We start from the raw sequence: 23,945 nt of genomic DNA on the forward strand, positions 1-23,945 counted from the left end.
GGGAGCCTCAGGAGGCATCGCGGACCTCGGTGGACGCGCGGAGGTTGGCGGCGTGCTCCTGCAGGCTCGTCACCGACCACTCGTAGGACCGCATGGCCTCGATGGCCTGCACGGCCGCCCCGACCTCGGGGATGGTGGTGATCACCGGCAGGCCGTAGGAGGTCGCCGCGGCCCGGATCTCGTAGCCGTCGCCGCGCGCCTGACCGCCCGACGGCGTGTTGATGATCATGTCGATCCCGCCCTCGGTGATGAGGTCCACGACGGTCCCCTGCCCTTCACCGGCCCCCTCGGCGACCTTGCGGACGGTCGTGGCCTGGATGCCGTTCCGGCGGAGCACGTCCGCGGTGCCGCCCGTCGAGACGATCTCGAAACCGAGGTCCACGAGGCGCTTGACCGGCATGATGATGGAGCGCTTGTCGCGGTTCGCGACCGAGACGAACACCTTGCCCTCGGTGGGCAGGGCCGCGTTGGCCGCCGCCTGGCTCTTGGCGAAGGCGGTGTCGAAGTACTTGTCGATCCCCATGACCTCGCCGGTGGAGCGCATCTCGGGGCCGAGCAGCGAGTCCACGACGGTGCCCTCGGGCGTGCGGAAGCGGCTGAAGGGCAGCACGGCCTCCTTGACCGAGACCGGCGCGTCCCACGGGAGGGAGCCGCCGTCGCCCCGTGCCGGGAGCAGACCGCGCGTGCGCAGCTCCGCGACCGTGACGCCGGTGCCGATCAGGGCGGCTCCCTTGGCCAGCTGGACTCCGGTGGCCTTGGACACGAACGGGACGGTGCGGGATGCGCGGGGGTTCGCCTCGAGCACGTAGAGGACGTCCGAGGCGAGGGCGAACTGGATGTTGATCAGTCCGCGCACACCGACGCCCTCGGCGATCGCGAGGGTGGCCTCGCGCACGCGCTGCAGGACGTCCGCGCCGAGAGTGATCGGCGGGAGCACGCACGCCGAGTCGCCGGAGTGGATACCGGCCTCCTCGATGTGCTCCATGATGCCGCCGAGGTACATCTCCGTGCCGTCGTAGAGGGCGTCGACGTCGATCTCGATCGCGTCCTCGAGGAAGCGGTCGATCAGCACCGGGTGGGCTTCGGTGATCTCGGTGGCGTTGGTGATGTAGCGGGAGAGGTTGGCCTCGTCGTAGACGATCTCCATGCCGCGGCCGCCGAGCACGTAGGACGGGCGCACCAGGACGGGGTACCCGATGTCGTCGGCGATCTTCCTCGCGTCCTCGAAGGACACCGCGGTGCCGTTCTTCGGGGCGGTCAGCCCGCCGGCCTCCAGCACGCGGCTGAACGCGCCGCGGTGCTCGGCGAGGTCGATCGCCTCCGGGGACGTGCCGAGGATGGGGATGCCGGCGTCGGCGAGTTCCTGCGCGAGCTTCAGCGGCGTCTGCCCGCCGAGCTGCACGAAGACGCCGAGCAAGCCGCCCGTGCGCTGTTCGGCCGCGATGACCTCGAGCACGTCCTCGAGCGTCAACGGCTCGAAGTAGAGGCGCGTGGAGATGTCGTAGTCCGTGGACACCGTCTCGGGGTTGCAGTTGATCATGACGGTCTCGTAGCCGGCCTCGCGGAGCGCCATGGTGGCGTGCACGCACGAGTAGTCGAACTCGATGCCCTGCCCGATCCTGTTGGGACCGGACCCGAGGATGATGACGGACGGCTTCTCGTGCTGCTCCACCTCGTCCTCCTCGTCGTAGGACGAGTAGTGGTAGGGCGTGTATGCGGCGAACTCGGCCGCGCAAGTGTCCACGGTCTTGAACACCGGGCGGATCCCGAGGGCGTGCCGCACCCCCCGGACGACGGCGTCGGGGGTGTGCGTGAGCTCGCCGATCTGCTCGTCCGAGAAACCGTGCCGCTTGGCGTGGCGGAGCACGTCCTCGGTCAGGTTCGGCGCCGAACGGACCTCCTCGGCCACCTCGTTGAGGAGGACGAGCTGGTCCAGGAACCAGGGGTCGATCTTCGTGGCCTCGAACAGTCGCTCGACGCTCGCGCCGCCGAGCAGGGCGCGCTGCACCTGCGAGAGGCGCTCGGTGGTGGGGCGCCTGGCGGCCTCGACGAGCGCGTCGACCTCCTCCGGTGCCACGGGGGCGAAGGAGAGCTGCGACCCCTTCTGCTCCAGCGACCGGAGCGCCTTCTGCAGGGCCTCGGTGAAGTTGCGGCCCATGGCCATGGCCTCGCCCACGGACTTCATGGTGGTGGTCAGCGTGGGATCCGCCGCGGGGAACTTCTCGAACGCGAAGCGCGGGACCTTGACCACCACGTAGTCGAGCGTGGGCTCGAAGGACGCCGGGGTCTTCAGGGTGATGTCGTTCGGGATCTCGTCGAGGGTGTAGCCGAGCGAGAGCTTGGTGGCGATCTTCGCGATCGCGAAACCGGTAGCCTTCGACGCCAGCGCGGAGGACCTGGAGACGCGCGGGTTCATCTCGATGACGACCACGCGTCCGGTGTCCGGCTCCACCGCGAACTGGATGTTGCAGCCGCCGGTGTCCACGCCGACCTCGCGGATGACCGCGATCGAGATGTCCCGGAGCCGCTGGTACTCGCGGTCGGTGAGCGTCAGCGCGGGCGCCACCGTGATCGAGTCACCGGTGTGCACGCCCACGGGGTCCACGTTCTCGATGGAGCAGACCACCACGACGTTGTCGTTCTTGTCCCGCATCATCTCGAGCTCGTACTCCTTCCACCCGAGGATGCTCTCCTCGAGGAGGACCTCGCTCGTGGGGCTGTACTGCAGGCCCTGGCCGACGATCCTACGGAGGTCCTGCTCGGTGTACGCGAGGCCCGACCCCAGGCCGCCCATGGTGAAGGACGGGCGGACGACCATCGGGTAGCCGAGGTCCACGGCGGCCACGAGGGCCTCGTCGATGGTGTGGATGATCGCCGACCGCGCGGACTCGGCGCCGCAGCGCGCCACGACGCCCTTGAACTTCTCGCGGTCCTCGCCGAGCTCGATGGCGGCGATGTTCGCGCCGATCAGCTCCACGCCGTACTTCTCCAGCACGCCGTTCTTGTCCAGCGCGATCGCCGTGTTCAACGCGGTCTGTCCGCCGAGCGTCGGCAGGAGGGCGTCGGGCCGTTCCTTCGCGATGATCTTCGCGACGACGTCCGGCGTGATGGGCTCCACGTAGGTCGCGTCCGCGAACTCGGGGTCGGTCATGATCGTGGCCGGGTTCGAGTTCACGAGGATGACGCGCAGGCCCTCCTCGCGGAGGACTCGCAGGGCCTGTGTGCCGGAGTAGTCGAACTCCGCGGCCTGGCCGATGACGATCGGCCCCGAGCCGATGACCATGACGCTCGTGAGGTCGGTTCTGCGGGGCATCAGTTCTCTTCCTGGGTCGGGCTGGTGTGGCTGGTGTGGCCGGGGAGCTCGTGGCGGGCCTGGGTCCCCGTGACCTTCGATCCGTGGGTCCCGAGCTCGGCGGCGGCCGCACGCGCGAGCGCCTCGGTCTCCGAGGCGGCGTCGAGGGCGGAGGCGCGGACGGCGTTGCCCGAGCCGGGCTCGGCCCTCTCCGCCAGCATGAGGTCGGTGAACCGGTCGAAGAGGTAGGCGGAGTCGTGGGGGCCGGCGGCCGCCTCGGGGTGGTACTGCACCGAGAACGCCGGCAGGTCGAGGCACGCGAGGCCCTCGACGACGTCGTCGTTGAGGTTCACGTGACTCACCTCGACCCGGCCGTACGAGCCCGTGGGCGCCTCGACGGGACCGTCGAGGGGCGCGTCGACGGCGAATCCGTGGTTGTGCGAGGTGATCTCCACCTTGCCCGTGCGGCGGTCCAGGACCGGCTGGTTGATGCCCCGGTGGCCGTAGCGCAGCTTGTAGGTGCCGAACCCGAGGGCCCGCCCGAGGATCTGGTTGCCGAAGCAGATGCCGAAGAACGGCATGCGCGCGTCGAGGACGCGGCGGAGGAGCTCCACCTGGGCGTCGGCCGTCGCGGGGTCGCCCGGACCGTTGGACATGAAGACGCCGTCGGGCCGGACGGCTGCGACGTCCTCGAAGCTCGCCCCCGCCGGGAGCACCACGGTGCGCACGCCGCGCTCGGCGAAGTGCTTCGGGGTCATGGCCTTGATGCCGAGGTCGAGGGCCGCGACGGTCGCCACGGGTGTGCCGGTGAAGCCGTGATCGGCGGGCTCGACGACGTAGGCCTCGCCGATGCTGACCTCCTCGGCGAGGCGGGCCCCGGCCATGGACGGCTGGGCGAGCACCCGCTCCACGAGCTGTGCCTCCGCGAGCGAGGCATCCGCCCCGGAGAAGATCCCGGCACGCATGGCCCCACGCTCCCGGAGGTGGCGGGTGATGGCGCGGGTGTCCACGCCCTCGATCCCGACGACGCCCTGCTCGCGCAGCTGGTCGTCGAGGCTCTGCTCGGAGCGCCAGTTCGACGGACGGCGGGCGGCGTCGCGGATGATGTAGCCGGCCACCCAGATGCGGCGGGACTCGGCGTCGTCCGCGTTCACGCCGGTGTTGCCGATGTGCGGCGCGGTCTGCACCACGAGCTGCCGGGCGTAGGAGGGGTCGGTGATGGTCTCCTGGTAGCCGGTCATGCCGGTGGCGAAGACCGCCTCGCCGAGCGCTGTGCCCTCGGCTCCGTAGGCGCGGCCGCGGAAGGTCCTGCCGTCCTCGAGGACGAGCACGGCCGGAGCCGTTGTCCGGACCGGCGCCGTGGTTGGAACGTGGCTCACTGCTGTTCCCTGCTTTCGGGGGTGGGTGGCGTGTGCGGGAGAGGGGTGCGGGTGCCGGGCCGGTGGTCGGCCTCGGCGGGGACGAGCGCCGCGACCGCGGCGAGGAGCTGGTTCTTGTGGGCGGCGTGTCGGGTGCGGAAGCCCGTGTCGACGCGCGTGGCGTCGTCGAGGAGCCAGGTGATGACCACCAGGCCCTCCTTCTCGACGAACTTCCCCGCCATGCCCCCGGCGAGCTGGGTCGAGACGAGGCTCTCCCGGGGCATCCACACGGCCCGGGCACCCGTCCTGTCCATCAGGATCCCGGTGCGGTGCACGCGTGCGACGGCGTTGCCGCGCAGGCCCAACCCGTGCACCGCGATGCGGTCCAGCCAGTCCCCCGCGGTCGTCGTGGCCACGTACTGGCCCTCGGCCTCGTAGAGCACCGGTCCGGCGTCGACCGGCGGCTCGGGTGGCGCCGGGACGTCGGACTGGCGCCGTAGCCGGTTGCGCCAGCCGAGCGCCATCAGCGCGACGATGACGACGATGATGGCCGCTGTCAGGGCGACCCAGCCTAGATACTCCATGCCGAGGCCTCCCCGTGGGTCCCGTGGCCGGCCGGGCGCGGCGTGGCGAGGCGGCCGTCGAGCACGGTCGCGTGTCCGCCGAGGAACGTGGCCCGGACGCTCCCGGGGAGCTCCAGCCCGCGGAAGGGGCTGTTGCGCCCCTTCGTGGCCATGGTCGAGGGGTCGACGGTCCAGCGCGCGGCGGGATCGACGAGGATCAGGTTCGCCGGCTCACCGACGGCGAGCGGGCGCCCATGATGGGCGAGGCGGCCGATGCGCGCGGGCGTGACCGAGGTGACCCGGGCGAAGCCCTCCCAGTCGAGCAGGCCGGTCTCCACCATGGCGTGCTGCACCACGGACAGGGCGGTCTCGAGACCGGTCATGCCCATGGCCGCCTGCGCCCACTCGCATTCCTTGTGCTCGCTCGGGTGGGGCGCGTGATCGGTCCCGACGACGTCGATGGTCCCGTCCGCAAGGGCCGCCCTGAGGGCGTGCACGTCCTCGGAGGTCCGCAGCGGCGGGTTGACCTTGTACACGGGGTCGTAGCTGCGGACCAGCTCGTCGGTCAGCAGCAGGTGGTGCGGGGTGACCTCGGCGGTGACGTCGATGCCGCGGGCCTTGGCCCACCGGATGATGTCCACGGAGCCGGCGGTGGAGACGTGGCAGACGTGCAGGCGTGAGCCGACGTGCTGGGCGAGCAGGACGTCGCGGGCGATGATGCTCTCCTCCGCGACGGCCGGCCAGCCGGTCAGGCCGAGCACGGCCGAGACCTCGCCCTCGTTCATCTGGGCGCCCTCCGTGAGGCGGGGCTCCTGGGCGTGCTGGGCGATCACGCCGTCGAACGCCTTCACGTACTCGAGGGCCCGGCGCATGAGGACGGGATCGTGCACGCAGATACCGTCGTCGGAGAAGACGCGGACCTGGGCGCGGGATTCGGCCATGGCACCGAGTTCGGCGAGGCGCTCGCCGCCGAGACCGACGGTGACCGCGCCGACCGGCCGGACCTCGACCCAGCCCGAGGCGAGACCGAGGCGGTAGACCTGCTCCACGACGCCCGCCGTGTCCGCGACGGGCGAGCTGTTGGCCATGGCGTGGATGGCCGTGAAGCCGCCCAGGGCTGCGGCACGCGAACCGGTCTCGACCGTCTCGGCGTCCTCCCGTCCGGGCTCGCGGAGGTGCGTGTGGAGATCGACCATGCCGGGCAGGGCCACGAGGCCGTCGGCGTCGAGCGTGTGGGCGCCCGCCGGGGCCTGCTGCCGCGCCTCGGGGCCGACGGCCGTGATCAGCCCGTCCTCGAGCACGAGGTCGCAGCGGTCACCGCCGAGGAGCGACGCCCCCGTGATGAGGTACGCGCCGGAGCCCTGTGCTGGGTCGGTGGTGGGGTCGGTGGTGCCGGTCTGCGTCGTCATCGGCTGGTGCCTTCCGGGGTGGAGGTGGGCATGCGGTCGTCGCGGCGGCCCCGCGCGAGGCCGCCGCCCGCGTCGTCGCCGCCGCCGGCGTCGTGCGCTGCGCGCCCGGTGTCGTCAGCGCCGGTGTCGTCGGCGTCGTCCGGTCCGCCGGCCAGCAGGAGGTACAGGGCGGCCATCCGCACGGAGACACCGTTCCGCACCTGCGCGAGGACGGTGGACCGCGGGGAGTCCGCTGCCGCGGAGGAGATCTCGAGGCCGCGGTTCATCGGGCCGGGATGCATGATCACGGTGTCGTTCAGCCCGAGGGTGTCGAGCAGGGCCAGGCGACCGTCGTCGAAGCCCCAGCGCCGGGAGTACTCCCGCGTGGACGGGAAGAACGCGGCGTTCATGCGTTCCGCCTGCAGCCGCAGCATCATCACGGCGTCGGGTCGCTCGGCGAGGGCGTCGTCGAGGTCGTAGAACACGGTGCACGGCCACGAGCCGACGCCGACGGGCAGGAGGGTGGGCGGCCCGGCGAGCAGGACCTCCGCGCCAAGGGTGGTCAGGAGCCAGACGTTGGACCGCGCCACCCTCGAATGGAGGACGTCCCCGACGATCAGCACCTTCATGCCCGCAAGCGTGGTTCCCGAGGACGCGTGCCCCGCGAGCTTCGCCCAGTGGCGGCGGAGCGTGAAGGCGTCGAGCAGGGCCTGCGTGGGATGCTCGTGGGTGCCGTCGCCGGCATTGACCACGGCGGCGTCGATCCAGCCCGACGCCGCGAGCCGGGCCGCCGCGCCGGAGGCCGGATGCCGGATGATGACGGCGTCCGCGCTCATGGCCTCGAGGGTCTGCGCGGTGTCCTTGAGCGATTCGCCCTTGGAGACCGAGGAACCTCTCGCCGCGAAGGTGATGACGTCCGCTGAGAGACGCTTGGCGGCCGCCTCGAAGGAGATCCGGGTGCGCGTGGAGTCCTCGAAGAACAGGTTGACCACGGTGCGGCCGCGCAGCGCCGGGAGTTTCTTGATCTCCCGCTCCCCCACGGCCGCCATCTCCTCCGCCGTGTCCAGCAGCCGGAGGGCGTCCCGCCGGGAGAGGTCCTGCGTACTGAGGAGGTGCTTCACGCCCGGTCCTCGATGACGACCTCGTTGACCGCCGAACCGCCGATCAGGTCGATCTCCGCGAGGTGGACGCGGACGCGTTCCCGTGACGACGTCGGCAGGTTCTTGCCCACGTGGTCCGCGCGGATGGGGAGCTCGCGGTGCCCGCGGTCCACCAGGACGGCCAGACGGACGGCACGTGGCCGGCCGAGGTCCACGAGGGCGTCGAGAGCCGCGCGAATGGTGCGGCCGGAGTACAGGACGTCGTCGACGAGGATCACCACCTTGTCGTCGATCCCCGACGGCGGCAGCTGCGTGGCGAGGGGCGAGCGTGTGGGATTCCGCCGCAGGTCGTCGCGGTACATGGTGACGTCGAGCTGCCCGGTGATCAGGTCGGGATCGACGCTCGGATCCACGGAGGCGATCTTCTGGGCGAGTCGCTGTGCCAGCGGGAAGCCCCTACGGGGAATGCCGAGGAGCACGAGGTCCCGCGGGCCCTTGTTCGCCTCGAGGATCTCGTGGGCGATGCGGGTGAGTGCGCGGTCTATGTCTGCTTCTGCGAGAACAACGCGCTTGGAAATACCGGGTTCCTGAGCGGGAACGGCCATAACACGCCTCCTCCTTCCCCGCCTCACAGGACGGCATTTAAAGGCTGGTTGCGGGCTCAAAACTACCACAGCGCCGCTTGCGCCTAGGGTGGCAGCATGTCGATGAACAACCGTGGACCGGGCCCCGACGATCCTGGCGGGCACGTACCGCAGGGATCCGCGTACGGGAATCCGCAGTACCCTCACCCGCACTCCCACCAGTACCCCCGGCAGCACGGCGGGCAGCACCCCCGGACCGAGGACCAGCAGGGCTGGTGGGGCAACACGACGGCCCGCCATCACAGCCCCGCGCCCGGCCGCTCCGCCGACCAGGCGTTCCATCCCGTCTGGAACCAGCCGCCGCCGAAGCGGCGCGGTGTGCTCAACGTCATCCTCGTGATCGTCGCCGCACTCGTCGTCGCGGGGGTCCTCCTGCTGCTCTCCCTCTCGCTGGGCCCGTCCGCCTTCCTGCTCTGCGGCATCCTCGCGCTCGTCCCGCTCGCCATCTGCCTCCTCGGTCTGCGGTGGATCGACCGCTGGGACCCCGAGCCGCGCGGAGCGCTGCTGTTCGCCTTCCTCTGGGGAGCCGGGGCATCCGTCGTCGTCACGCTGCTCCTCGGCACCTACGTGGTCGAACTGCTGGCCGTGGCGCTCGACTCCACCTCACCCGACGTGATCGGGCCGGTGCTGCAAGCCCCGCTGGTCGAGGAGTTCGCCAAGGGACTCGGCGTCCTGATCCTCGTGTACACACGTCGCAGCCACTTCGACGGCCCGGTGGACGGCATCGTCTACGCCGGGACGGTCGCCGCGGGCTTCGCCTTCACCGAGAACATCCTCTACTTCGGCTCGGCCGTCATGGAATCGGGCAACGCCGGTGCGCTCGTCGGGGTGTTCATCCTCCGCGGGCTGTTCTCCCCGTTCGCGCACGTCATGTTCACGTCGCTGCTCGGATTCGTGCTCGGCCTCGCCCTCAGCCGCGGCGGGGGGACGCCGCGCATCCTCGGGGCCTTCCTCCTCGGCCTCGTCCCCGCGATTGCCGGGCACATGCTGTGGAACGGTGGCACGCTCGTCCTGTTCAGCAACTTCTTCCTGTTCTACCTGGTGGTGCAGGTGCCGCTCTTCGTCGCGGCCGTGGTCGCCGTCGTGCTCCTCCGCCGGTCCGAACGCCGGCTCACGGAGGCGCGTCTCGGCGACTACGCGCGCGCCGGATGGTTCACGCACGAGGAGGTGCGGATGCTCGCCACGCGGGCCGGGCGGTCCCAGGCGCTCGCCTGGGCACGCACCATTGGAGCTCGGCAGGACATGCGGGAGTTCATCCGCACGGCGGTCCGCATCGCCTACACGCGGCAACGGGTCCTCGGGGGTCGGAGGGACGCCGACTACGCGGCCGAGGAACGGTCACTGCTCGACGACGCCAGCCGGCGTCGCGCGCGCATCGTCCAGCTGGCACAGGCGCGCCGCTGATCGCTGACGACGGCCCTGCGTCACGACGGGTCGGACTAACGGTGGAGCCGTCGGCGACGAAGGACTGTCCTGAGGACGGGTCAGCCCGACACGGTCCGGTCTGAGGACGATTCAGCCCGACGACGGGCGACCAGCGTGACGGCCAGGCCGTGCACGACCGGTCACGCGGGGGTGGAGCGGCTCAGGCGAGCAGGGTGGGCTTGAGCTGCTGCAGCCGGCCGAGGAGCCCGTTCACGAACTTCGGTGACTCGTCGGTCGAGAGCATCTTGGCGAGCTCCACAGCTTCGCTGACCGCGACGCCGTCCGGGACGTCGTCGTTGTAGAGCAACTCCCAGCTGCCGATGCGGAGGATCATCAGGTCCACGGCGGGCATGCGGTCGAGGGTCCAGCCCTGCGAGTAGGTGCTCAGGAACTCGTCGATCTCCTCCTGGCGTTCGAGCACACCCTCGACGATGTCGACGGTGTAGTCGGCGATGACCATGTCCGTCTTCTCGCGGCGTGCACGGATGACCTCGAGGGCGGGCATGTCACGCTGCGTCGCCTCGAACAGGACGTCGAGAGCCCGGCGTCGGGCCTTGCTGCGTGCACTCACTCGTTGACGCGTCCCAGGTACTCGCCGGTGCGGGTGTCGACCTTGACCTTGGTGCCGTTGCCGAGGAACAGGGGTACCTGGATCTCGTGGCCGGTCTCCACCGTGGCGGGCTTGGTGCCACCGGTGGAGCGGTCGCCCTGCAGGCCGGGCTCCGTGTAGGTGATCTCGAGCGTGACGGAGGCGGGCAGCTCGACGTACAGGGGTGAGCCCTCGTGCATCGCGATGGTGGCCATCTGGCTCTCGAGCATGAAGTTCGCGGCGTTGCCGACCGTCTTGCCGGGCACCGTGATCTGGTCGTAGTCCGTGGTGTCCATGAAGACGAAGTCCTCGCCGTCCTTGTACAGGTACTGGTAGTCGCGGCGGTCCACCGTGGCGGTCTCGATCTTCAGGCCGGCGTTGAAGGTCTTGTCGACCACCTTGCCGGACAGGATGTTCCGGAGCTTGGTGCGGACGAACGCGCCACCCTTGCCGGGCTTGACGTGCTGGAACTCGAGCACGTTCCAGAGGTTGCCCTCGAGCTTCAGCACTGTGCCGTTCTTGATGTCGTTCGTGGTCGCCACTTAGATCACTTTCGTCGGTAGTACGGGTGGAGGGGCCGGCCGGAGCACAGCGGGCGCGCGGAGGAGCGCCAAAAGTCCATGGATCAGTCTACCCGCTACGCGCGGTGCGTCCCCGCGCCGCATCGAACCGCCCGAGCGCACCCTGCGTCACGCCGCCGCTCGGGGGGCTGTGCCGGCCACGAGTGGGGCCAAGCAGCACTCCGGCACGCCCGTGCGAGTGGATCAGCTCGCGATCTCCTGGTAGGCCGCGAAGAGGAGGGAGGTGTCCGGGACCTCGAGCATGCCCGGCCGGGCGACGCCGTCGAGCACCACGAAGCGGAGCAGGTCGCCGCGCGACTTCTTGTCGCGGCGCATGCCGTCCAGCAGTGCCACCCAGCGATCGCGACGGTAGGTGACCGGCAGGCCGAGGGACTCGAGGACGGTCCGGTGACGGTCGGCCGTCGCGTCGTCGAGCCGTCCCACCATGCGTGAGAGCTCCGCGGCGAAGACGAGGCCCACGGAGACCGCCGCTCCGTGCCGCCACGAGTAGCGCTCGGCCAACTCGATCGCGTGGCCGAGCGTGTGCCCGTAGTTGAGGTATTCGCGGCGGCCGGTGTCGTGGAGGTCCTCCGAGACGACTTCCGCCTTGACGCGGATGGCGCGTTCGATCAGGTCCCGCAGCACCGGCGAGGCGGCATCGGTGGCGGCCCCGGTGTCCTGCTCGATCAGATCGAGGATCACCGGATCGGCGATGAAGCCGCACTTCACCACCTCGGCGAGCCCCGTGACGAGCTCGTTCTTGGGAAGGGTGGCCAGGGCGTCGAGATCCACAAGGACCGCCGCGGGCGGGTGGAACGCCCCCACGAGGTTCTTACCCTCGGCCGTGTTGATGCCCGTCTTGCCGCCCACCGCCGCGTCCACCATGCCGAGCAGGCTCGTGGGGAGGTGCACCACGCGGACCCCGCGCAGCCAGGTAGCGGCGACGAATCCGCCGAGATCGGTCACCGCGCCACCGCCCACCGTCACCACGGCGTCCGAGCGCGTGAAGTCGTTCTGCCCGAGGACCTGCCAGCAGAAGGCAGCCACCTGGATGTGCTTGCCCTCCTCGGCGTCGGGGATCTCCGCGGTGACGGCCGTGAAGCCGGCTGCGGCCAGTTCGTCGCGCACGGTGTCGCCCGTGGCCCGCAACGCGCGCGGGTGGATCACCAGGACGCGACGCACGCGCTCACCGAGGAGCGCCGGCAGACGGTCGAGGAGCCCGCGGCCAACGACGACGTCGTACGCGGATCCCGGCGCGCTGCCGGTGACCGGGATGATCGTCGGGGTGTCAGTGGTCATGGGGAGCGGTCACTCTCTCGGTCGGGGGATGGGGCGTACGCGTGGTCGTGCTCGGTCCTGCGGGGCTTCCATGGTGCAGAGCCGGTGCCTGTGCCGGTTCCTGTGGCCTCCGGTGCGCCAGCCCCGCGATGACGGCGTCGGCGCACGCCCGCACGGATCGACCGCGCGTGTCGACCGTGAACGTCGCCAGGGAGGCATAGACGGGGCGGCGCCGGTCGTAGAGCTCCTGCCAGCGGTCCTCCGGGTTGCCGGCCAGGAGAGGGCGGCCGGTGTCGCCGCTGATGCGGAGCCTCACCGTGGCGAGGTCGGTGTCCAGGAACACGACCGTGACGCGTCGGAGCAGGGCCTGCGTGTCCGGATGGAGCACCGCTCCGCCGCCGAGCGACACGACGACGTCCTCGGCGCTCAGCGCCTCACGCACCACCTCGGCCTCGAGCTGCCGGAAGGCCTGTTCACCGTCGGTCTCGAAGATCCTGCTGATCCGCCCGTGCCGGTCGGCGATGAGCCGGTCGGTGTCCACGCAGGGAACACCGGATCTCTGCGCCAGCATCCTGCCCACCGCTGATTTGCCGACCGCCATCGGACCGATGAGGACCAGCCTGCCGAAACCGTCCATCAGGTCGCCGCTGAGCCGAGCTGTTCCGGGATGCTCTGCAGGTAGCTCGTCAGGTTGCGCGCGGTCTCCGCGAGGGAGTCGCCACCGAACTTCTCGGTGACTGCCTCGGCGAGCACGAGCGCCGTCATGGCCTCGGCCACCACGCCTGCCGCGGGCACCGCGCACACGTCCGAGCGCTGGTGGTGGGCGCGCGCGGCCGCGCCGGTGGTGACGTCGACGGTGCGGAGGGCGCGCGGTACGGTCGCGATCGGCTTCATGGCGGCACGGACACGGAGCACGTCGCCGATGCTCATGCCACCCTCGATCCCGCCCGCGCGGTTGCTCGCCCGGACGATCTTGCCGTCGTCGTTCCTGAGGATCTCGTCGTGCGCCGCGGTGCCGCGGCGGGCCGCGGTGAGGAACCCGTCCCCCACCTCGACGCCCTTGATCGCCTGGATGCCCATCAGGGCAGCGGCGAGGCGGGAGTCGAGCCGTCGGTCCCAGTGGACGTAACTGCCGAGTCCGGGCGGCAGGCCGTACGCGACGACCTCCACCACTCCCCCGAGCGTCTCGCCCTCCTTGTGGGCGGCGTCGACCTCGGCCACCATCGCCTCGGACGTGTCGCGGTGGAAACAGCGCAGTGGATCGGTATCGAGGGCGATCACGTCGTCGGGAGTCGGGAGGCGTGCGTCCTCGGGCACGGACACCGAGGCGATGGACACGGTATGGCTGACGAGCCTGATACCGAGACCCTCGAGGAACTTCGCCGCCACCGTGCCCAGTGCCACGCGGGTCGCGGTCTCGCGGGCGCTGGCCCGTTCGAGCACGGGCCGGGCCTCGTCGAAGCCGTACTTCTGCATGCCGGTGAAGTCGGCGTGGCCGGGACGCGGGCGCGTGAGCGGGGCATTGCGGGCCGAGGACGCCAGCTCCGCCGCGTCCTCCTCGTCGAGGGGATCGGAGGCCATGATCTTCTCCCACTTCGGCCACTCGGTGTTCGCGACCTCGATCGCCACCGGGCCACCCTGCGTGAGCCCGTGCCGTACGCCGCCGATGATGCGGACCTGGTCCAGTTCGAACTTCATGCGGGCGCCGCGCCCGTACCCGAGCCGACGCCGCGCGAGCGCCTCCTGGATGTCGGTGCTCGTCACACCCACTCCCGCAGGTACTCCCTCGATGATCCCGACCACGGCGGGGCCGTGCGATTCTCCTGCGGTCAGCCAGCGCAACATGGTTTCCATACTGCCATGCAGGACCCACCGCTTCAGCGCCGCGTGACTCCTAGCGCCTCCCGCATCGCCGCGAGCACGAGCGCAGGATCCTGCCGGCATTCGGGCAGGAACAGACGCACCTGCTCCACGGCCTGGTGCAGCAGCATCTCGATCCCGGCGACCACAGTGCCACCCGCCGCGTCCCATGCGGCGGCGAGGTCACTCGGCCAGGGATCGTAGGCGACGTCCAGCAGGACGCCCTCGGTGTGGAACGCCGCGTCGCCACGGAGATCGGCGGCGATGTCGTCGGCTGCGCGGGGCGGCAGCGTCGAGACGACGACGTCGGCCTGGTGCAGCAGGGCGCCGGCGTGCTCCCAGGGCGCGACCTCCACGGTCAGGCCGAGGGCAGCTGCGATTCTGACGAGATCGGCGGCGGCTTCAGGACGACGCACCGCAACGCGCACCGTGCCCGCGCCGAGGTCTGCGAGTCCGGCGACGGCGGCCGCCGCGGTGCCGCCTCCCCCGAGGATGAGCGGAGCCCGCGGTCGCACCACACCGGCATGACCCAGCGCCCTCGAGATCCCTGCGACGTCGGTGTTGTGGGCGGTGAGGGTCCGCCCGGCGGACACCCGCTCACCCTCAGCGATTCCCTGACCGGGCCCCGCGGGCGAGGAGACAACGACGGTGTTGGCGACACCCAGCAGTACCGCGACATCCGCCACCTCGTCGACGAGGGGCACCACGGCTGCCTTGAGCGGCATGGTCACGGACACGCCGCGCCACCCGGCGGTGCTGCGGAGGTCATCGACGAACCCTTCGATCGACTGAGCGTCGACCTCCAGGGCCGTGTACGAGCACTCGACTCCGAGGAGCCGGTAGGCGGCGGCGTGCAGGGCGGGCGATTTCGAGTGCCCGATCGGCGAACCGATCACAGCGGCCCGGTCAGGGCCGACGGCCAGCACCTACTCGCACCGACCCGGGTTGGCCCCGCACCAGGCGTCGTACTCGGCGACGTACCGGAGGTGCTCGGCGTAGGTCTCCGAGAACTTGGTCTCGCCCGTGTCCAGGTTCACCGTCACCCAGAAGTAGAAGGGGACATCGGCCGGGTTCACCGTGGCGTCGATCGCCTCGTCGCTCGGTGATCCGATGGGTCCCTTCGGCAGGCCGGGGTTGGCGAAGGTGTTGTAGGGGTTCGAGGTGTCGGCCTTCTCCTCCTCGGTGAGCTGATAGGTCCGTTCACCGAGCCCGTAGGCCACGGTGGCATCGGACTGCAGGAAGCCGTTCGTCTCCGTGTTGCCGGGGGTCAGCCTGTTCTCGATCGAACCGGCGACGCTCGCGTAGTCGCCCTCCTGCGCCTCGGACTGCACGATGCTCGCGATGGTGAGGATGCGGTACTGCTCGTTCGGGTCGGTCACGCCGTCGAGCGCGAGGCGGTCGGTCGTCGCGGTGACCATCTCCGTGATGATCTCCGGCGCCGTCGCGTCGATCTCGAACCGGTACTCGCCGGGGTGCAGGTAGCCCTCGAGGGACAGCGCCTGCGGTGGGAGCCCGAACTGCGTGGGCGCGGCGGCCAGCGCGTCGAACTCGGCCCGCGGGATGCCGGTCGCGGTGCTGAGGATGTCGAACACCTCGCCCTGACGGAGGTCGCGCGCCACGGCGGCGTAGGACACCAGGGTGGGGTCGTCCCCGAGCAGGGCCTCGGCGGCGTCCGCCGAGGACATCTGCAGCCTCATCTCGTACTCCCCGGGCTGGACCTCGCGGCCGTCCGAGATCGCGGTCAGGGCGGTCACGAAGGTCTCCGAGTCGGCGACGATGTCGGCGTTCTCCAGCCCGTCCCCGATGGCCAGCAGGCCGGCGCCCTCCGGAACGGTGAAGACGGTCTCCTCGCCACCGGCGCCGGCGTAGTCCGTGACGTCGTTGAGGCCGAGGGCATCGCGCAGCATGAGCGCAGCGGCGTACACGGTTCCGGCGAAGACCAGAAGGACCACGAGCATGATCACGGTGCGCCTCAGGCGGCGGCGCTGCCGGGCCTTCGACGGTGACGGACGGCGCCTGCGCCGCGCCGTATCCTGGGTGGCGAAGAACTCCTCGACGGGCTCGGGGTGCTCGTACCCCTCGGCGTCGTCGTGCTGGTCGTGTCCGTACGCGGGGTCGTCGGAACCGAGGTAACGAGGCTCGTCGGTGTCGTGGGGTGCGGCGGAACGGCGGGTACGGTTGTTCATGATGCCGGGTCCCTCCTGATCGTCGAACTGTCGTTGATGACTGACTCCTCGGTCGGTGCCGGCGGCGAGGGCCGCTCGCTCCCCGGATGCGGGACAGAGACCGCCTCCCCCACGTCCCGTCCACGTGAACGTTGCATGTCGATGGCGTGCTGGAGTATTCCGACAGCGGCCACCTGATCCACCACCATACGATGCTCTCTGCTTCCCAGACCAGCGGAGTGCAGCGATCGGTGCGCGGACACCGTGCTCAGCCGCTCGTCCACCAGCCGTACTGACAACGACAGTGACTGCCTCGAGAGTTCCGCAGCGAGCAGCGAAGCGTACGTGCGGGCCATCTCGGCGGACGCTCCCTCGCGCCCGCTGAGCTGTTTGGGCAGCCCGACGACGATCTGCACGACGCCGCGCTCGACCGCCTCGCGCACGACGAGCCGGATGTCGCTGTTCTTCTTGGTGTCCCGCTTCAACGTCCGGATCGGCGTGGCGAGCACACCGTCCCGGTCGCTCCCGGCGAGACCGACCCGCACCTGACCCACGTCGACGCCGAGCTTCGGACCGATCGGGTACGGAGCGGCGTCGTCCGGGGTGGGCGCGCCGGGGTGACCCTCGGTCACGCGGCCGTCATCGTTCGGCCACGGCCGTGCGTATGGCGGCCAGCGCATCGGGGATGCGCGCGGCGTCCGAGCCGCCACCCTGCGCGACGTCGTCCTTGCCGCCACCTCCACCACCCAGGATCGTGGCCGCGGTACGGACCAGCGCCCCGGCCTTCACGCCGGCGGCGCGGGCGGCGTCGTTGGTCGCGACGAGGACGAGCGGGCGTTCCGCCGCAATGCCGGTCACGGCCACGACGGCGGCCTCGGACCCGAGGCGTCCGCGCAGATCGAGCACGAGGGTGCGCAGTTCGTCCGCCCCGCCGATCTCGCCGGCGTCGTGCGCGATGAGGCGCACGCCGTCGACGTCGACGGCGGTGTCGGAGAGCTGCCCCGCAGCCGCAGCGAGCTGCTCCTTCCGCAGCCGGTCGAGTTCCTTCTCCGCGGCTTTCAACTTGCCGAGCGTCGCCGAGATGCGTTCGGGGAGCTGCGCCGACGGGACCTTCAGCATGTCCGAGAGTTCGGACACCAGGGCGCGCTCGGCGGCGAGGTGTCGGAACGCGTCGAGTCCCACGAGGGCCTCGACGCGCCGGTTGCCCGAACCGACCGACTGCTCGCCCAGCAGGGTCAGGCTCCCGATGAGGGAGGTCGATGCGACGTGCGTGCCGCCGCAGAGCTCCCGCGAGAACTCGGCGTTCATCTCGACCACGCGGACGGTGTCGCCGTACGCCTCACCGAAGAGGGCCGTCGCCCCGAGTGCCTTCGCGTCGGCGAGGGACATGATCTTCGTCTCGACCTCGTAGTTGTTACGGATCGCGATGTTGGAGACCTCCTCGATCTCCGAGCGCGCCGCGGCGCTGATGCCCTCGCCCCAGGAGAAGTCGAAGCGGAGGTACCCGGCCTTGTTGAAGGACCCGCGCTGCAGGGCCTCGGGGCCGAGGATCTCGTGGAGGGCGGCGTGGACTATATGCGTGCCCGAGTGGGCCTGCTCCCCCGCGTGGCGGCGCTGGCGGTCGACGGCGGCGGTGACCGTGGCGCCCTGCGCCACCTCACCCTCGCGCACGATGGCCCGATGGACACTGAGGCCCTTGACCGGCCGCTGCACGTCGAGCACCTCGACCACGAAACCGTTGCCGGTGATGAGCCCGACGTCGGCCGCCTGGCCACCGGCCTCGGCGTAGAACGGCGTCTGGTCCAGGACGAGTTCGATCTCGTCGCCCTGGAGTGCGCTGGCGACCGACTGGCCCTTGTCGAGGACGGCGACCACCGTGGCCTCGGACGTGAGCTCGTCGTACCCGGTGAACACGGTCTGCCCACGGCCGAGGAGCTCGGTGAAGACGCTCAGGTCGGCGTGACCCGCCTTCTTGCCCCGTGCGTCGGCCTGGGCCCGCTGCCTCTGTTCGAGCATGAGGGACCGGAACCCGTCGGCGTCGACGGCGAGGCCGGCCTCCTCCGCCATCTCCAGCGTGAGGTCGATGGGGAACCCGTAGGTGTCGTGCAGCGCGAAGGCGTCCTCGCCGGACAGCGGGCGGTCCTGGGCGAGGGACTCCTTGACCGCCTCCTCGAGACGCGCGGTGCCGGACGCGATGGTCCGCAGGAACGCCTTCTCCTCCGCGTACGCGATCCGACTGATGCGATCGAAGTCGGTCTCGACCTCGGGGTACACGCCCTTCATGGCGTCACGCGAGGCGGGCAGCAGCTCGGGCAGGCACGCGCGCTCGACACCGAGGAGTCGCATCGCGCGGACGGCGCGGCGGATGAGGCGGCGCAGCACGTACCCGCGGCCCTCGTTGGAGGGAGTGACGCCGTCGGCGATGAGCATGAGGGAGGAGCGCAGGTGATCGGCGACCACGCGCATCCGGACGTCGTCGGTGTGGTGCGGATCGGCGGACGACTCGGAACTGGTGTAGGTCCTGCCGCTGAGCTCCGCCGCCCGGTCGAGGACCGGCCGCACCTGATCGGTCTCGTACATGTTCTCGACGCCCTGCAGGATCATCGCGAGGCGTTCGAGGCCGAGCCCCGTGTCGATGTTCTTCTTCGGGAGTTCCCCGAGGATCTCGAAGTCGTCCTTCCCGGTCCCCTCGCCCCGCTGGTACTGCATGAAGACCAGGTTCCAGATCTCCACGTACCGGTTGTGGTCCGCCTCGGGACCGCCGTCGACGCCGTACTCGGGGCCGCGGTCGTAGAAGATCTCCGAGCACGGGCCGGCCGGCCCGGGCTGGCCGGTGGACCAGTAGTTGTCCTTCTTGCCCATCTTCTGGATGCGCTCGGCCGGGATCCCGATGCTGTCACGCCAGATGGCGAGTGCTTCCTCGTCCTCGTGGTAGACGGTGATCCACAGCTTCTCCGCGGGCAGGCCGAACCCGCCTGCGTCCACGCTGCTGGTGAGCAGATCCCACGCCATGCGGATGGCGTCGGCCTTGAAGTAGTCGCCGAAGGAGAAGTTGCCGCACATCTGGAAGAACGTCCCGTGCCGGGCGGTCTTCCCGACCTCCTCGATGTCACCCGTGCGGATGCACTTCTGCACGCTCGTCGCGCGACGGTACGGCGCTTCCTCGCGAGCGGTCAGGTACGGGATGAACGGCACCATCCCGGCCACGGTGAACAGCAGCGAGGGGTCGGAGGACACCAGGGAGGCCGAGGGGACGACCGTGTGTCCGTTCTTCTCGAAGTAACTCAGCCAGCGGCCGGCGATCTCGTGGGACTTCATGGTGCGATCCTTCGATGGATGGTCGACGTCGACGGGCGGGCAGCCGGGACGGCCGACGGAGGAGGGTACGGAGGCGAGGACGGACGTGGGCGCGCGTCCGGTGCGTGCGGGAGGGGGAGACTCCCGGCAGGGTCATCGGGGATGGTGCCCGGACGACGTCGGATCAGCGGCGCGAGCTCCGCGAGCCCGTGTCCGTGGCCGCGGTGGCCGCGATGGCCGGCGGAATCGTGTCGGGTGCTGCGGATACCTCGGGAGCCTGGACACCGAGGGCGGCGCGCAGGTCGGTCTCGCGCTCGGCCATCGCGGTCTTCACGGCCTCCGTGAAGTCACCGATGCTGTCGCTGAGCTGACCGACAGCCCGGTTGATGCCTTCCGGTCCGAGAGTCGAGCGCGCCTGCGAGACCTTGCGGACCGCGACAACACCGATGGTGACCCCTGCGGCCAGCCAGAACATCCTTCTGATCATGGTTCTCTCCGATTCCTGGCGCTAGCGGCTGCGGCGTCGACGGGCCGGGGCACCGCGGTTGGCGAAGGCCGAACGGACGCCGTAGGAGAACGCCGACACCTTGATGAGCGGCGCACCGATGGTCGCCGCGACGAGCGATGACAGCGCCGAGAGATTGGCAGAGGCGTCCGACACGTTGGACGTGATGCCGTCCACGGTCTTGAGCTGCTGGTGCGTGGTGGTCACGGTGCTCGTGACCTCCTCGATCAGCGGCGTCGTCTCGTCGGTGACCGTGCGGATGGCCTTGCGGAGCTCGTCGAACACACGTCCGAGCTTCCAGATGGGTACGGCCAACAGCAGGACCAGAACGGCGAAGACGCCGGCAGCTATCAGGCCCGCGATATCTCCACCTGACATGGGCGGACTCCTTTGCGCGAGGGTCGCCCCGGAGGACGGCATGGGGAATTCTTGCTCTTGAAGTACCTTACAGACAGGAAGCCCACGGCGTGCGCCGCGGGCTTCCTGTCTGCTGTGCTTCATCGGTGCCCGGACATCATCCGGGTCCGTGTCGATCTAGCGTGCGTAGTACTCGACGACGAGCTGCTCTTCGCAGGTCACAGGGACCTCGGAGCGCTTCGGGCGACGCACGAGGCGCGCCTGGAGCTTGTCCAGCTGGACGTCGAGGTATCCCGGCACGGCGGGGAGCACGTCGCGGTGGGCGCCGGCTGCGGCGACCTGCAGCGGGACCATGGTCTCACTGCGGCTGTGCACGTGGATCAGCTGACCCTCGGACACGCGGTACGAGGGGCGGTCCACGCGGGCGCCGTCCACCATGATGTGGCGGTGCACGATCAGCTGGCGGGCCTGTGCGCTCGTCCGGGCGAAGCCGGCGCGGAGCACGAGGGCGTCGAGGCGCATCTCGAGCAGCTCGATGAGGTTCTCACCGGTCAGGCCTGCCGTGCGGCGGGCTTCCTCGAAGACGCGGGCCATCTGGGCCTCGCGGATGTTGTACTGGGCGCGCAGGCGCTGCTTTTCGCGCAGGCGTACGGCGTAGTCGCTGTCCTGCTTGCGGCGCGCACGGCCGTGCTGGCCGGGCGCGTACGGCCGACGCTCGAGGTACTTCTCCGCCTTGGGAGTCAGGGCGATGCCGAGGGCGCGCGATATGCGCACCTTGCGGCGGGCACGTGTGTTGTTAGCCACGTCTACCTTTCGATGTTTTTGCGGCGAAGGAGCGGACTTGCCCGTCGGGCGTCCGCACTTCCTGGTGTAGCTGGCCTCCATGTTCGGAGAGCCGGGATTGGCCGCTTCCCGGTACTACAGTCCGCCACGACCCTGGCCGTCACCCTGACCGCACGTCACCGGAGGACCGGGACGGAGAGCGGGGGGACAGGCTGGTACACGACGACTTGCCAGTCAGCGACCAATGCTAGCAGCCGTGCGACGGCGGCGCCGAATCGGAGGGCACGCCACAGGGGATTCTCAGTCCCCGCGGATGATCCTGCGCAGACGCCCCAGCCGTGAGCCGATGTCGCGCTCCGCGCCGCGGTCCGTCGGTTCGTAGTAGTCCTTGCCGGCGAGGTCGTCGGGTGCATACTGCTGCTGCGCGATGCCGTGCGGCTCATCGTGGGAGTACACGTAGCCCCGGCCATGCCCCAGCTGCGACGCACCGGGGTAGTGCGCATCGCGCAGATGCGCCGGGATCCCCTGTCCCCTCCCCGCTTTCACATCGGCGATCGCAGCGTTGATCCCGTCGTAGGCAGCGTTCGATTTCGGTGCCGTGGCGATGTGCACCACGGCTTCGGCGAGGATGATGCGTGCCTCGGGCATCCCCACCAGCTGCACGGCCTGCGCGGCTGCCACGGCCGTCTGGAGTGCGCTCGGGTCGGCCATGCCGACGTCCTCCGCTGCCGAGATCATGAGGCGACGCGCCACGAACCTCGGGTCCTCCCCCGCCTCGAGCATGCGCGCCAGATAGTGGAGGGCTGCGTCGACGTCCGAGCCGCGCAGCGACTTGATGAACGCGCTGGCGACGTCGTAGTGCTGGTCACCGGCGCGGTCGTAGCGGAGAGCCGCGACGTCCACGGCCCGCTCGGCGTGCTCGAGCGTGACGAGCACGGGGTCATCCTGGACGGTCGCGCGGTCGGTGGAGTCGTCCGCAGCCGCAGCCGCGGCTTCGTCGTCGTCAAGGTCGTCGTCGCCGTCCTCGTCGTCGTGTACATAGCCGTCGAGTGAGGTGCCACCGTGCGGTCGGTCAGCACCGTCCTCCGGGCCCACCCCCGATCCGGTTCCACCCGGTCCTGCCGACCGGGCCACACCCGCGGCGGCTTCGAGGGCCGTGAGACCACGCCGGGCATCGCCCGCGGCCAGCCGCACGAGGTGCTCGAGGGCCTCCTCCGACAACCGCACCGTTCCGGCGAGGCCGCGTTCATCGGTCACGGCACGCTCGAGCAGCCCACGGATGTCAGCGGCGTCGAGCGGCTTGAGGGTCTGCAGGAGCGAGCGGGAGAGCAACGGGGACACCACGGAGAACGAAGGATTCTCCGTCGTGGCGGCGATGAGCACAACCCAGCCGTTCTCCACGCCCGGCAGCAGGGCGTCCTGCTGGGCCTTGTTGAAGCGGTGGATCTCGTCGAGGAACAGGACGGTCGTCCGGCGGTACAGGTCACGGGCGGTCATCGCCTCGTCCATGACGCGTCGGACGTCCTTGACGCCGGCGGTGATGGCGGAGAGCTCCACGAAGGCCCGGCCCTGCCCCCGCGCGATCACGTGGGCGAGGGTGGTCTTGCCCGTCCCGGGTGGGCCCCACAGGATCACGGACGACGGCGCCGCGCGGCCTCCCGTGTCATGATCGCCCGCGAGGGCCCTGAGGGGAGACCCCCGGCCGAGCAGGTGCTGCTGGCCCACCACCTCGTCGAGGCTGCGCGGACGCATCCTGACGGCGAGCGGACTGCGCGGTCGCAGCGGCGCGCCGCCCCCGCTGCCTGCCGGTCCGGCGTCCGTCGCGTCGTCGTCCGCCGCGGCACTGAAGAGGTCGTCCACGCGACCCACGTTACTGTGGTCCACTGACCGTCCTGCCGCCGGCGCCCGCAGCACACCCGCAGTCCGCCGTCCGATGGGAGGGCGATCCGAGCACCGACTGAGCTCCTTCTCAGGGAACCACCACCTCACCCGGGAGGGGAACGATGAGCCAGACCCGATCGGTTCTCGTCGAGCCGCTCCGACTCGAGGGCTGGCTCACGCGGTTCGGTCAGCGCAACGGCGACTGGAGCGTCACCGATGCGACCGCCGACCACACGGGCACAAGGACCCCTACCGGGGTCTCCCACACCAGCACCGACCGGAGCGGGTCGGGTCCGAGCCCGGCATCCGGTTCGGTGCGGATCGTCGCGACCAACGGCTGCCGCGCGGTCCTCACACCTCCGCTACCCGAGCACGCGGCGGCTACCGCGCACGATTCAGGCGCAGGACCGGACACCGGGGCGCCTCACGACGCCCTGCAGTCCCTGATCCGTCGCGTCCTGGCCCTGCACGAGGCCGAGACCGTCGGGGTGATCCTCCTCCGGCGAGGCGGGTACTCCGTGGGCGTCGCACGGGCGGGCGGGATCGTCGGATCGAAGACCGGGACGCGGTACGTGCAGGGCCGGACCGCGGCAGGGGGTTGGTCCCAGCAGCGCTTCGCACGGCGTCGCGCCAATCAGGCGGACGCCCTCGTCGAGGAGACCGCAGTCCGCGCGGCAGCGCTCTTCGCCGCGCACCCGCCGTCGTGCCTGCAACTGGGCGGCGACAGGACACTGGCCACGGATGCGCTGGCGGAACCGGCTCTCACACGCTTCGCCTCGCTGCCGCTGACGCCGTTCATGACCGTCGCCGACCCCCGCCTCACCATCCTCAAGGACACGGCGCGGGCGGCACTGTCCGTCCGGATCACGGTGACGGACCCACCCGAAGGGTAGGGCTCAC

Annotated in this window: 21 protein-coding genes; 2 read left to right on the forward strand and 19 right to left on the reverse strand. The window is 70.5% G+C overall.

The window, feature by feature from the left end; translation table 11 throughout:
- Positions 1 to 7 precede the first annotated feature (7 nt).
- The 6 genes from carB to pyrR are packed head-to-tail and all read right to left on the reverse strand — an operon-like array spanning position 8 to position 8,306.
- Positions 8 to 3,313 carry a carbamoyl-phosphate synthase large subunit gene (gene carB, locus AC4D16_RS02075; RefSeq protein ID WP_490953768.1) on the reverse strand — a complete coding sequence of 1,102 codons (3,306 nt, stop codon included), beginning with the start codon at positions 3,311 to 3,313 and terminating at the stop codon, positions 8 to 10.
- The gene (gene carA, locus AC4D16_RS02080) at positions 3,313 to 4,671 is read right to left on the reverse strand and encodes a glutamine-hydrolyzing carbamoyl-phosphate synthase small subunit (RefSeq protein ID WP_490953769.1); all 1,359 of its coding nucleotides are present in this window, start codon (positions 4,669 to 4,671) and stop codon (positions 3,313 to 3,315) included. Before carA ends, carB begins: the two co-directional genes overlap by 1 nt.
- Entirely contained in the window at positions 4,668 to 5,234 is a 567-nt protein-coding gene (locus AC4D16_RS02085) for a PH-like domain-containing protein (RefSeq protein ID WP_490953770.1), read from the reverse strand. The genes carA and AC4D16_RS02085 overlap by 4 nt, the downstream gene beginning before the upstream one ends.
- Positions 5,222 to 6,622 (reverse strand): dihydroorotase, encoded by a 1,401-nt coding sequence (locus AC4D16_RS02090; RefSeq protein ID WP_490953771.1) that lies wholly within the window; start codon positions 6,620 to 6,622, stop codon positions 5,222 to 5,224. The genes AC4D16_RS02085 and AC4D16_RS02090 overlap by 13 nt, the downstream gene beginning before the upstream one ends.
- Positions 6,619 to 7,722 carry an aspartate carbamoyltransferase catalytic subunit gene (locus AC4D16_RS02095; RefSeq protein WP_490953772.1) on the reverse strand — a complete coding sequence of 368 codons (1,104 nt, stop codon included), beginning with the start codon at positions 7,720 to 7,722 and terminating at the stop codon, positions 6,619 to 6,621. Before AC4D16_RS02095 ends, AC4D16_RS02090 begins: the two co-directional genes overlap by 4 nt.
- A complete protein-coding gene (gene pyrR, locus AC4D16_RS02100; protein WP_490953773.1) occupies positions 7,719 to 8,306 on the reverse strand; it encodes a bifunctional pyr operon transcriptional regulator/uracil phosphoribosyltransferase PyrR in 588 nt (195 codons plus the stop codon). Before pyrR ends, AC4D16_RS02095 begins: the two co-directional genes overlap by 4 nt.
- Positions 8,307 to 8,402: 96 nt before the next feature.
- Here pyrR and AC4D16_RS02105 point away from each other — a divergent pair, with 96 nt between their 5' ends.
- Positions 8,403 to 9,749: a PrsW family glutamic-type intramembrane protease gene (locus AC4D16_RS02105; RefSeq protein WP_490953774.1), complete on the forward strand. Its 1,347-nt coding sequence runs from the start codon at positions 8,403 to 8,405 to the stop codon at positions 9,747 to 9,749.
- Between the two features lie 181 nt (positions 9,750 to 9,930).
- On the opposite strand, the gene nusB is transcribed toward AC4D16_RS02105, so the two are convergent.
- The 13 genes from nusB to AC4D16_RS02170 all read right to left on the reverse strand — a co-directional run bounded on the left by nusB (position 9,931) and on the right by AC4D16_RS02170 (position 23,024).
- Positions 9,931 to 10,341 carry a transcription antitermination factor NusB gene (gene nusB / locus AC4D16_RS02110; RefSeq protein ID WP_490949089.1) on the reverse strand — a complete coding sequence of 137 codons (411 nt, stop codon included), beginning with the start codon at positions 10,339 to 10,341 and terminating at the stop codon, positions 9,931 to 9,933.
- Positions 10,338 to 10,901: an elongation factor P gene (gene efp, locus AC4D16_RS02115; RefSeq protein WP_055771376.1), complete on the reverse strand. Its 564-nt coding sequence runs from the start codon at positions 10,899 to 10,901 to the stop codon at positions 10,338 to 10,340. The genes nusB and efp overlap by 4 nt, the downstream gene beginning before the upstream one ends.
- 222 nt (positions 10,902 to 11,123) lie before the next feature.
- Positions 11,124 to 12,218, reverse strand: a complete 1,095-nt coding sequence (aroB, locus tag AC4D16_RS02120; RefSeq protein WP_490953775.1) for a 3-dehydroquinate synthase — start codon at positions 12,216 to 12,218, stop codon at positions 11,124 to 11,126.
- Complete coding sequence (locus AC4D16_RS02125; protein WP_490953776.1) at positions 12,208 to 12,834, reverse strand: shikimate kinase; 627 nt, start codon at positions 12,832 to 12,834, stop codon at positions 12,208 to 12,210. Before AC4D16_RS02125 ends, aroB begins: the two co-directional genes overlap by 11 nt.
- A complete protein-coding gene (gene aroC / locus AC4D16_RS02130; protein ID WP_490949502.1) occupies positions 12,834 to 14,042 on the reverse strand; it encodes a chorismate synthase in 1,209 nt (402 codons plus the stop codon). The genes AC4D16_RS02125 and aroC overlap by 1 nt, the downstream gene beginning before the upstream one ends.
- A gap of 32 nt (positions 14,043 to 14,074) precedes the next feature.
- Positions 14,075 to 14,983, reverse strand: coding sequence for a shikimate dehydrogenase (locus AC4D16_RS02135; RefSeq protein ID WP_490953777.1), 909 nt, complete (start codon positions 14,981 to 14,983; stop codon positions 14,075 to 14,077).
- Entirely contained in the window at positions 14,984 to 16,243 is a 1,260-nt protein-coding gene (mltG, locus tag AC4D16_RS02140; protein WP_490953778.1) for an endolytic transglycosylase MltG, read from the reverse strand.
- A complete protein-coding gene (ruvX, locus tag AC4D16_RS02145) occupies positions 16,240 to 16,854 on the reverse strand; it encodes a Holliday junction resolvase RuvX (RefSeq protein ID WP_490953779.1) in 615 nt (204 codons plus the stop codon). The genes mltG and ruvX overlap by 4 nt, the downstream gene beginning before the upstream one ends.
- Positions 16,855 to 16,861: 7 nt before the next feature.
- Entirely contained in the window at positions 16,862 to 19,540 is a 2,679-nt protein-coding gene (gene alaS, locus AC4D16_RS02150) for an alanine--tRNA ligase (protein WP_490953780.1), read from the reverse strand.
- 163 nt (positions 19,541 to 19,703) lie between these two features.
- Complete coding sequence (locus AC4D16_RS02155) at positions 19,704 to 20,006, reverse strand: DUF6167 family protein (RefSeq protein ID WP_490953781.1); 303 nt, start codon at positions 20,004 to 20,006, stop codon at positions 19,704 to 19,706.
- 21 nt (positions 20,007 to 20,027) lie between these two features.
- On the reverse strand, positions 20,028 to 20,402 hold the full coding sequence (locus tag AC4D16_RS02160) for a DUF948 domain-containing protein (RefSeq protein WP_490949081.1): 375 nt from the start codon (positions 20,400 to 20,402) through the stop codon (positions 20,028 to 20,030).
- Between the two features lie 156 nt (positions 20,403 to 20,558).
- Entirely contained in the window at positions 20,559 to 21,185 is a 627-nt protein-coding gene (gene rpsD / locus AC4D16_RS02165) for a 30S ribosomal protein S4 (protein ID WP_434994135.1), read from the reverse strand.
- Between the two features lie 279 nt (positions 21,186 to 21,464).
- Positions 21,465 to 23,024 carry a replication-associated recombination protein A gene (locus tag AC4D16_RS02170; RefSeq protein ID WP_490954654.1) on the reverse strand — a complete coding sequence of 520 codons (1,560 nt, stop codon included), beginning with the start codon at positions 23,022 to 23,024 and terminating at the stop codon, positions 21,465 to 21,467.
- A 143-nt stretch (positions 23,025 to 23,167) separates the two neighbouring features.
- On the opposite strand from AC4D16_RS02170, the gene AC4D16_RS02175 reads away from it, so the two are divergent.
- Positions 23,168 to 23,938 (forward strand): acVLRF1 family peptidyl-tRNA hydrolase, encoded by a 771-nt coding sequence (locus AC4D16_RS02175; protein WP_490953782.1) that lies wholly within the window; start codon positions 23,168 to 23,170, stop codon positions 23,936 to 23,938.
- Positions 23,939 to 23,945: the final 7 nt, after the last annotated feature.

This window comes from Arthrobacter sp. TJ-236 (assembly GCF_058269235.1).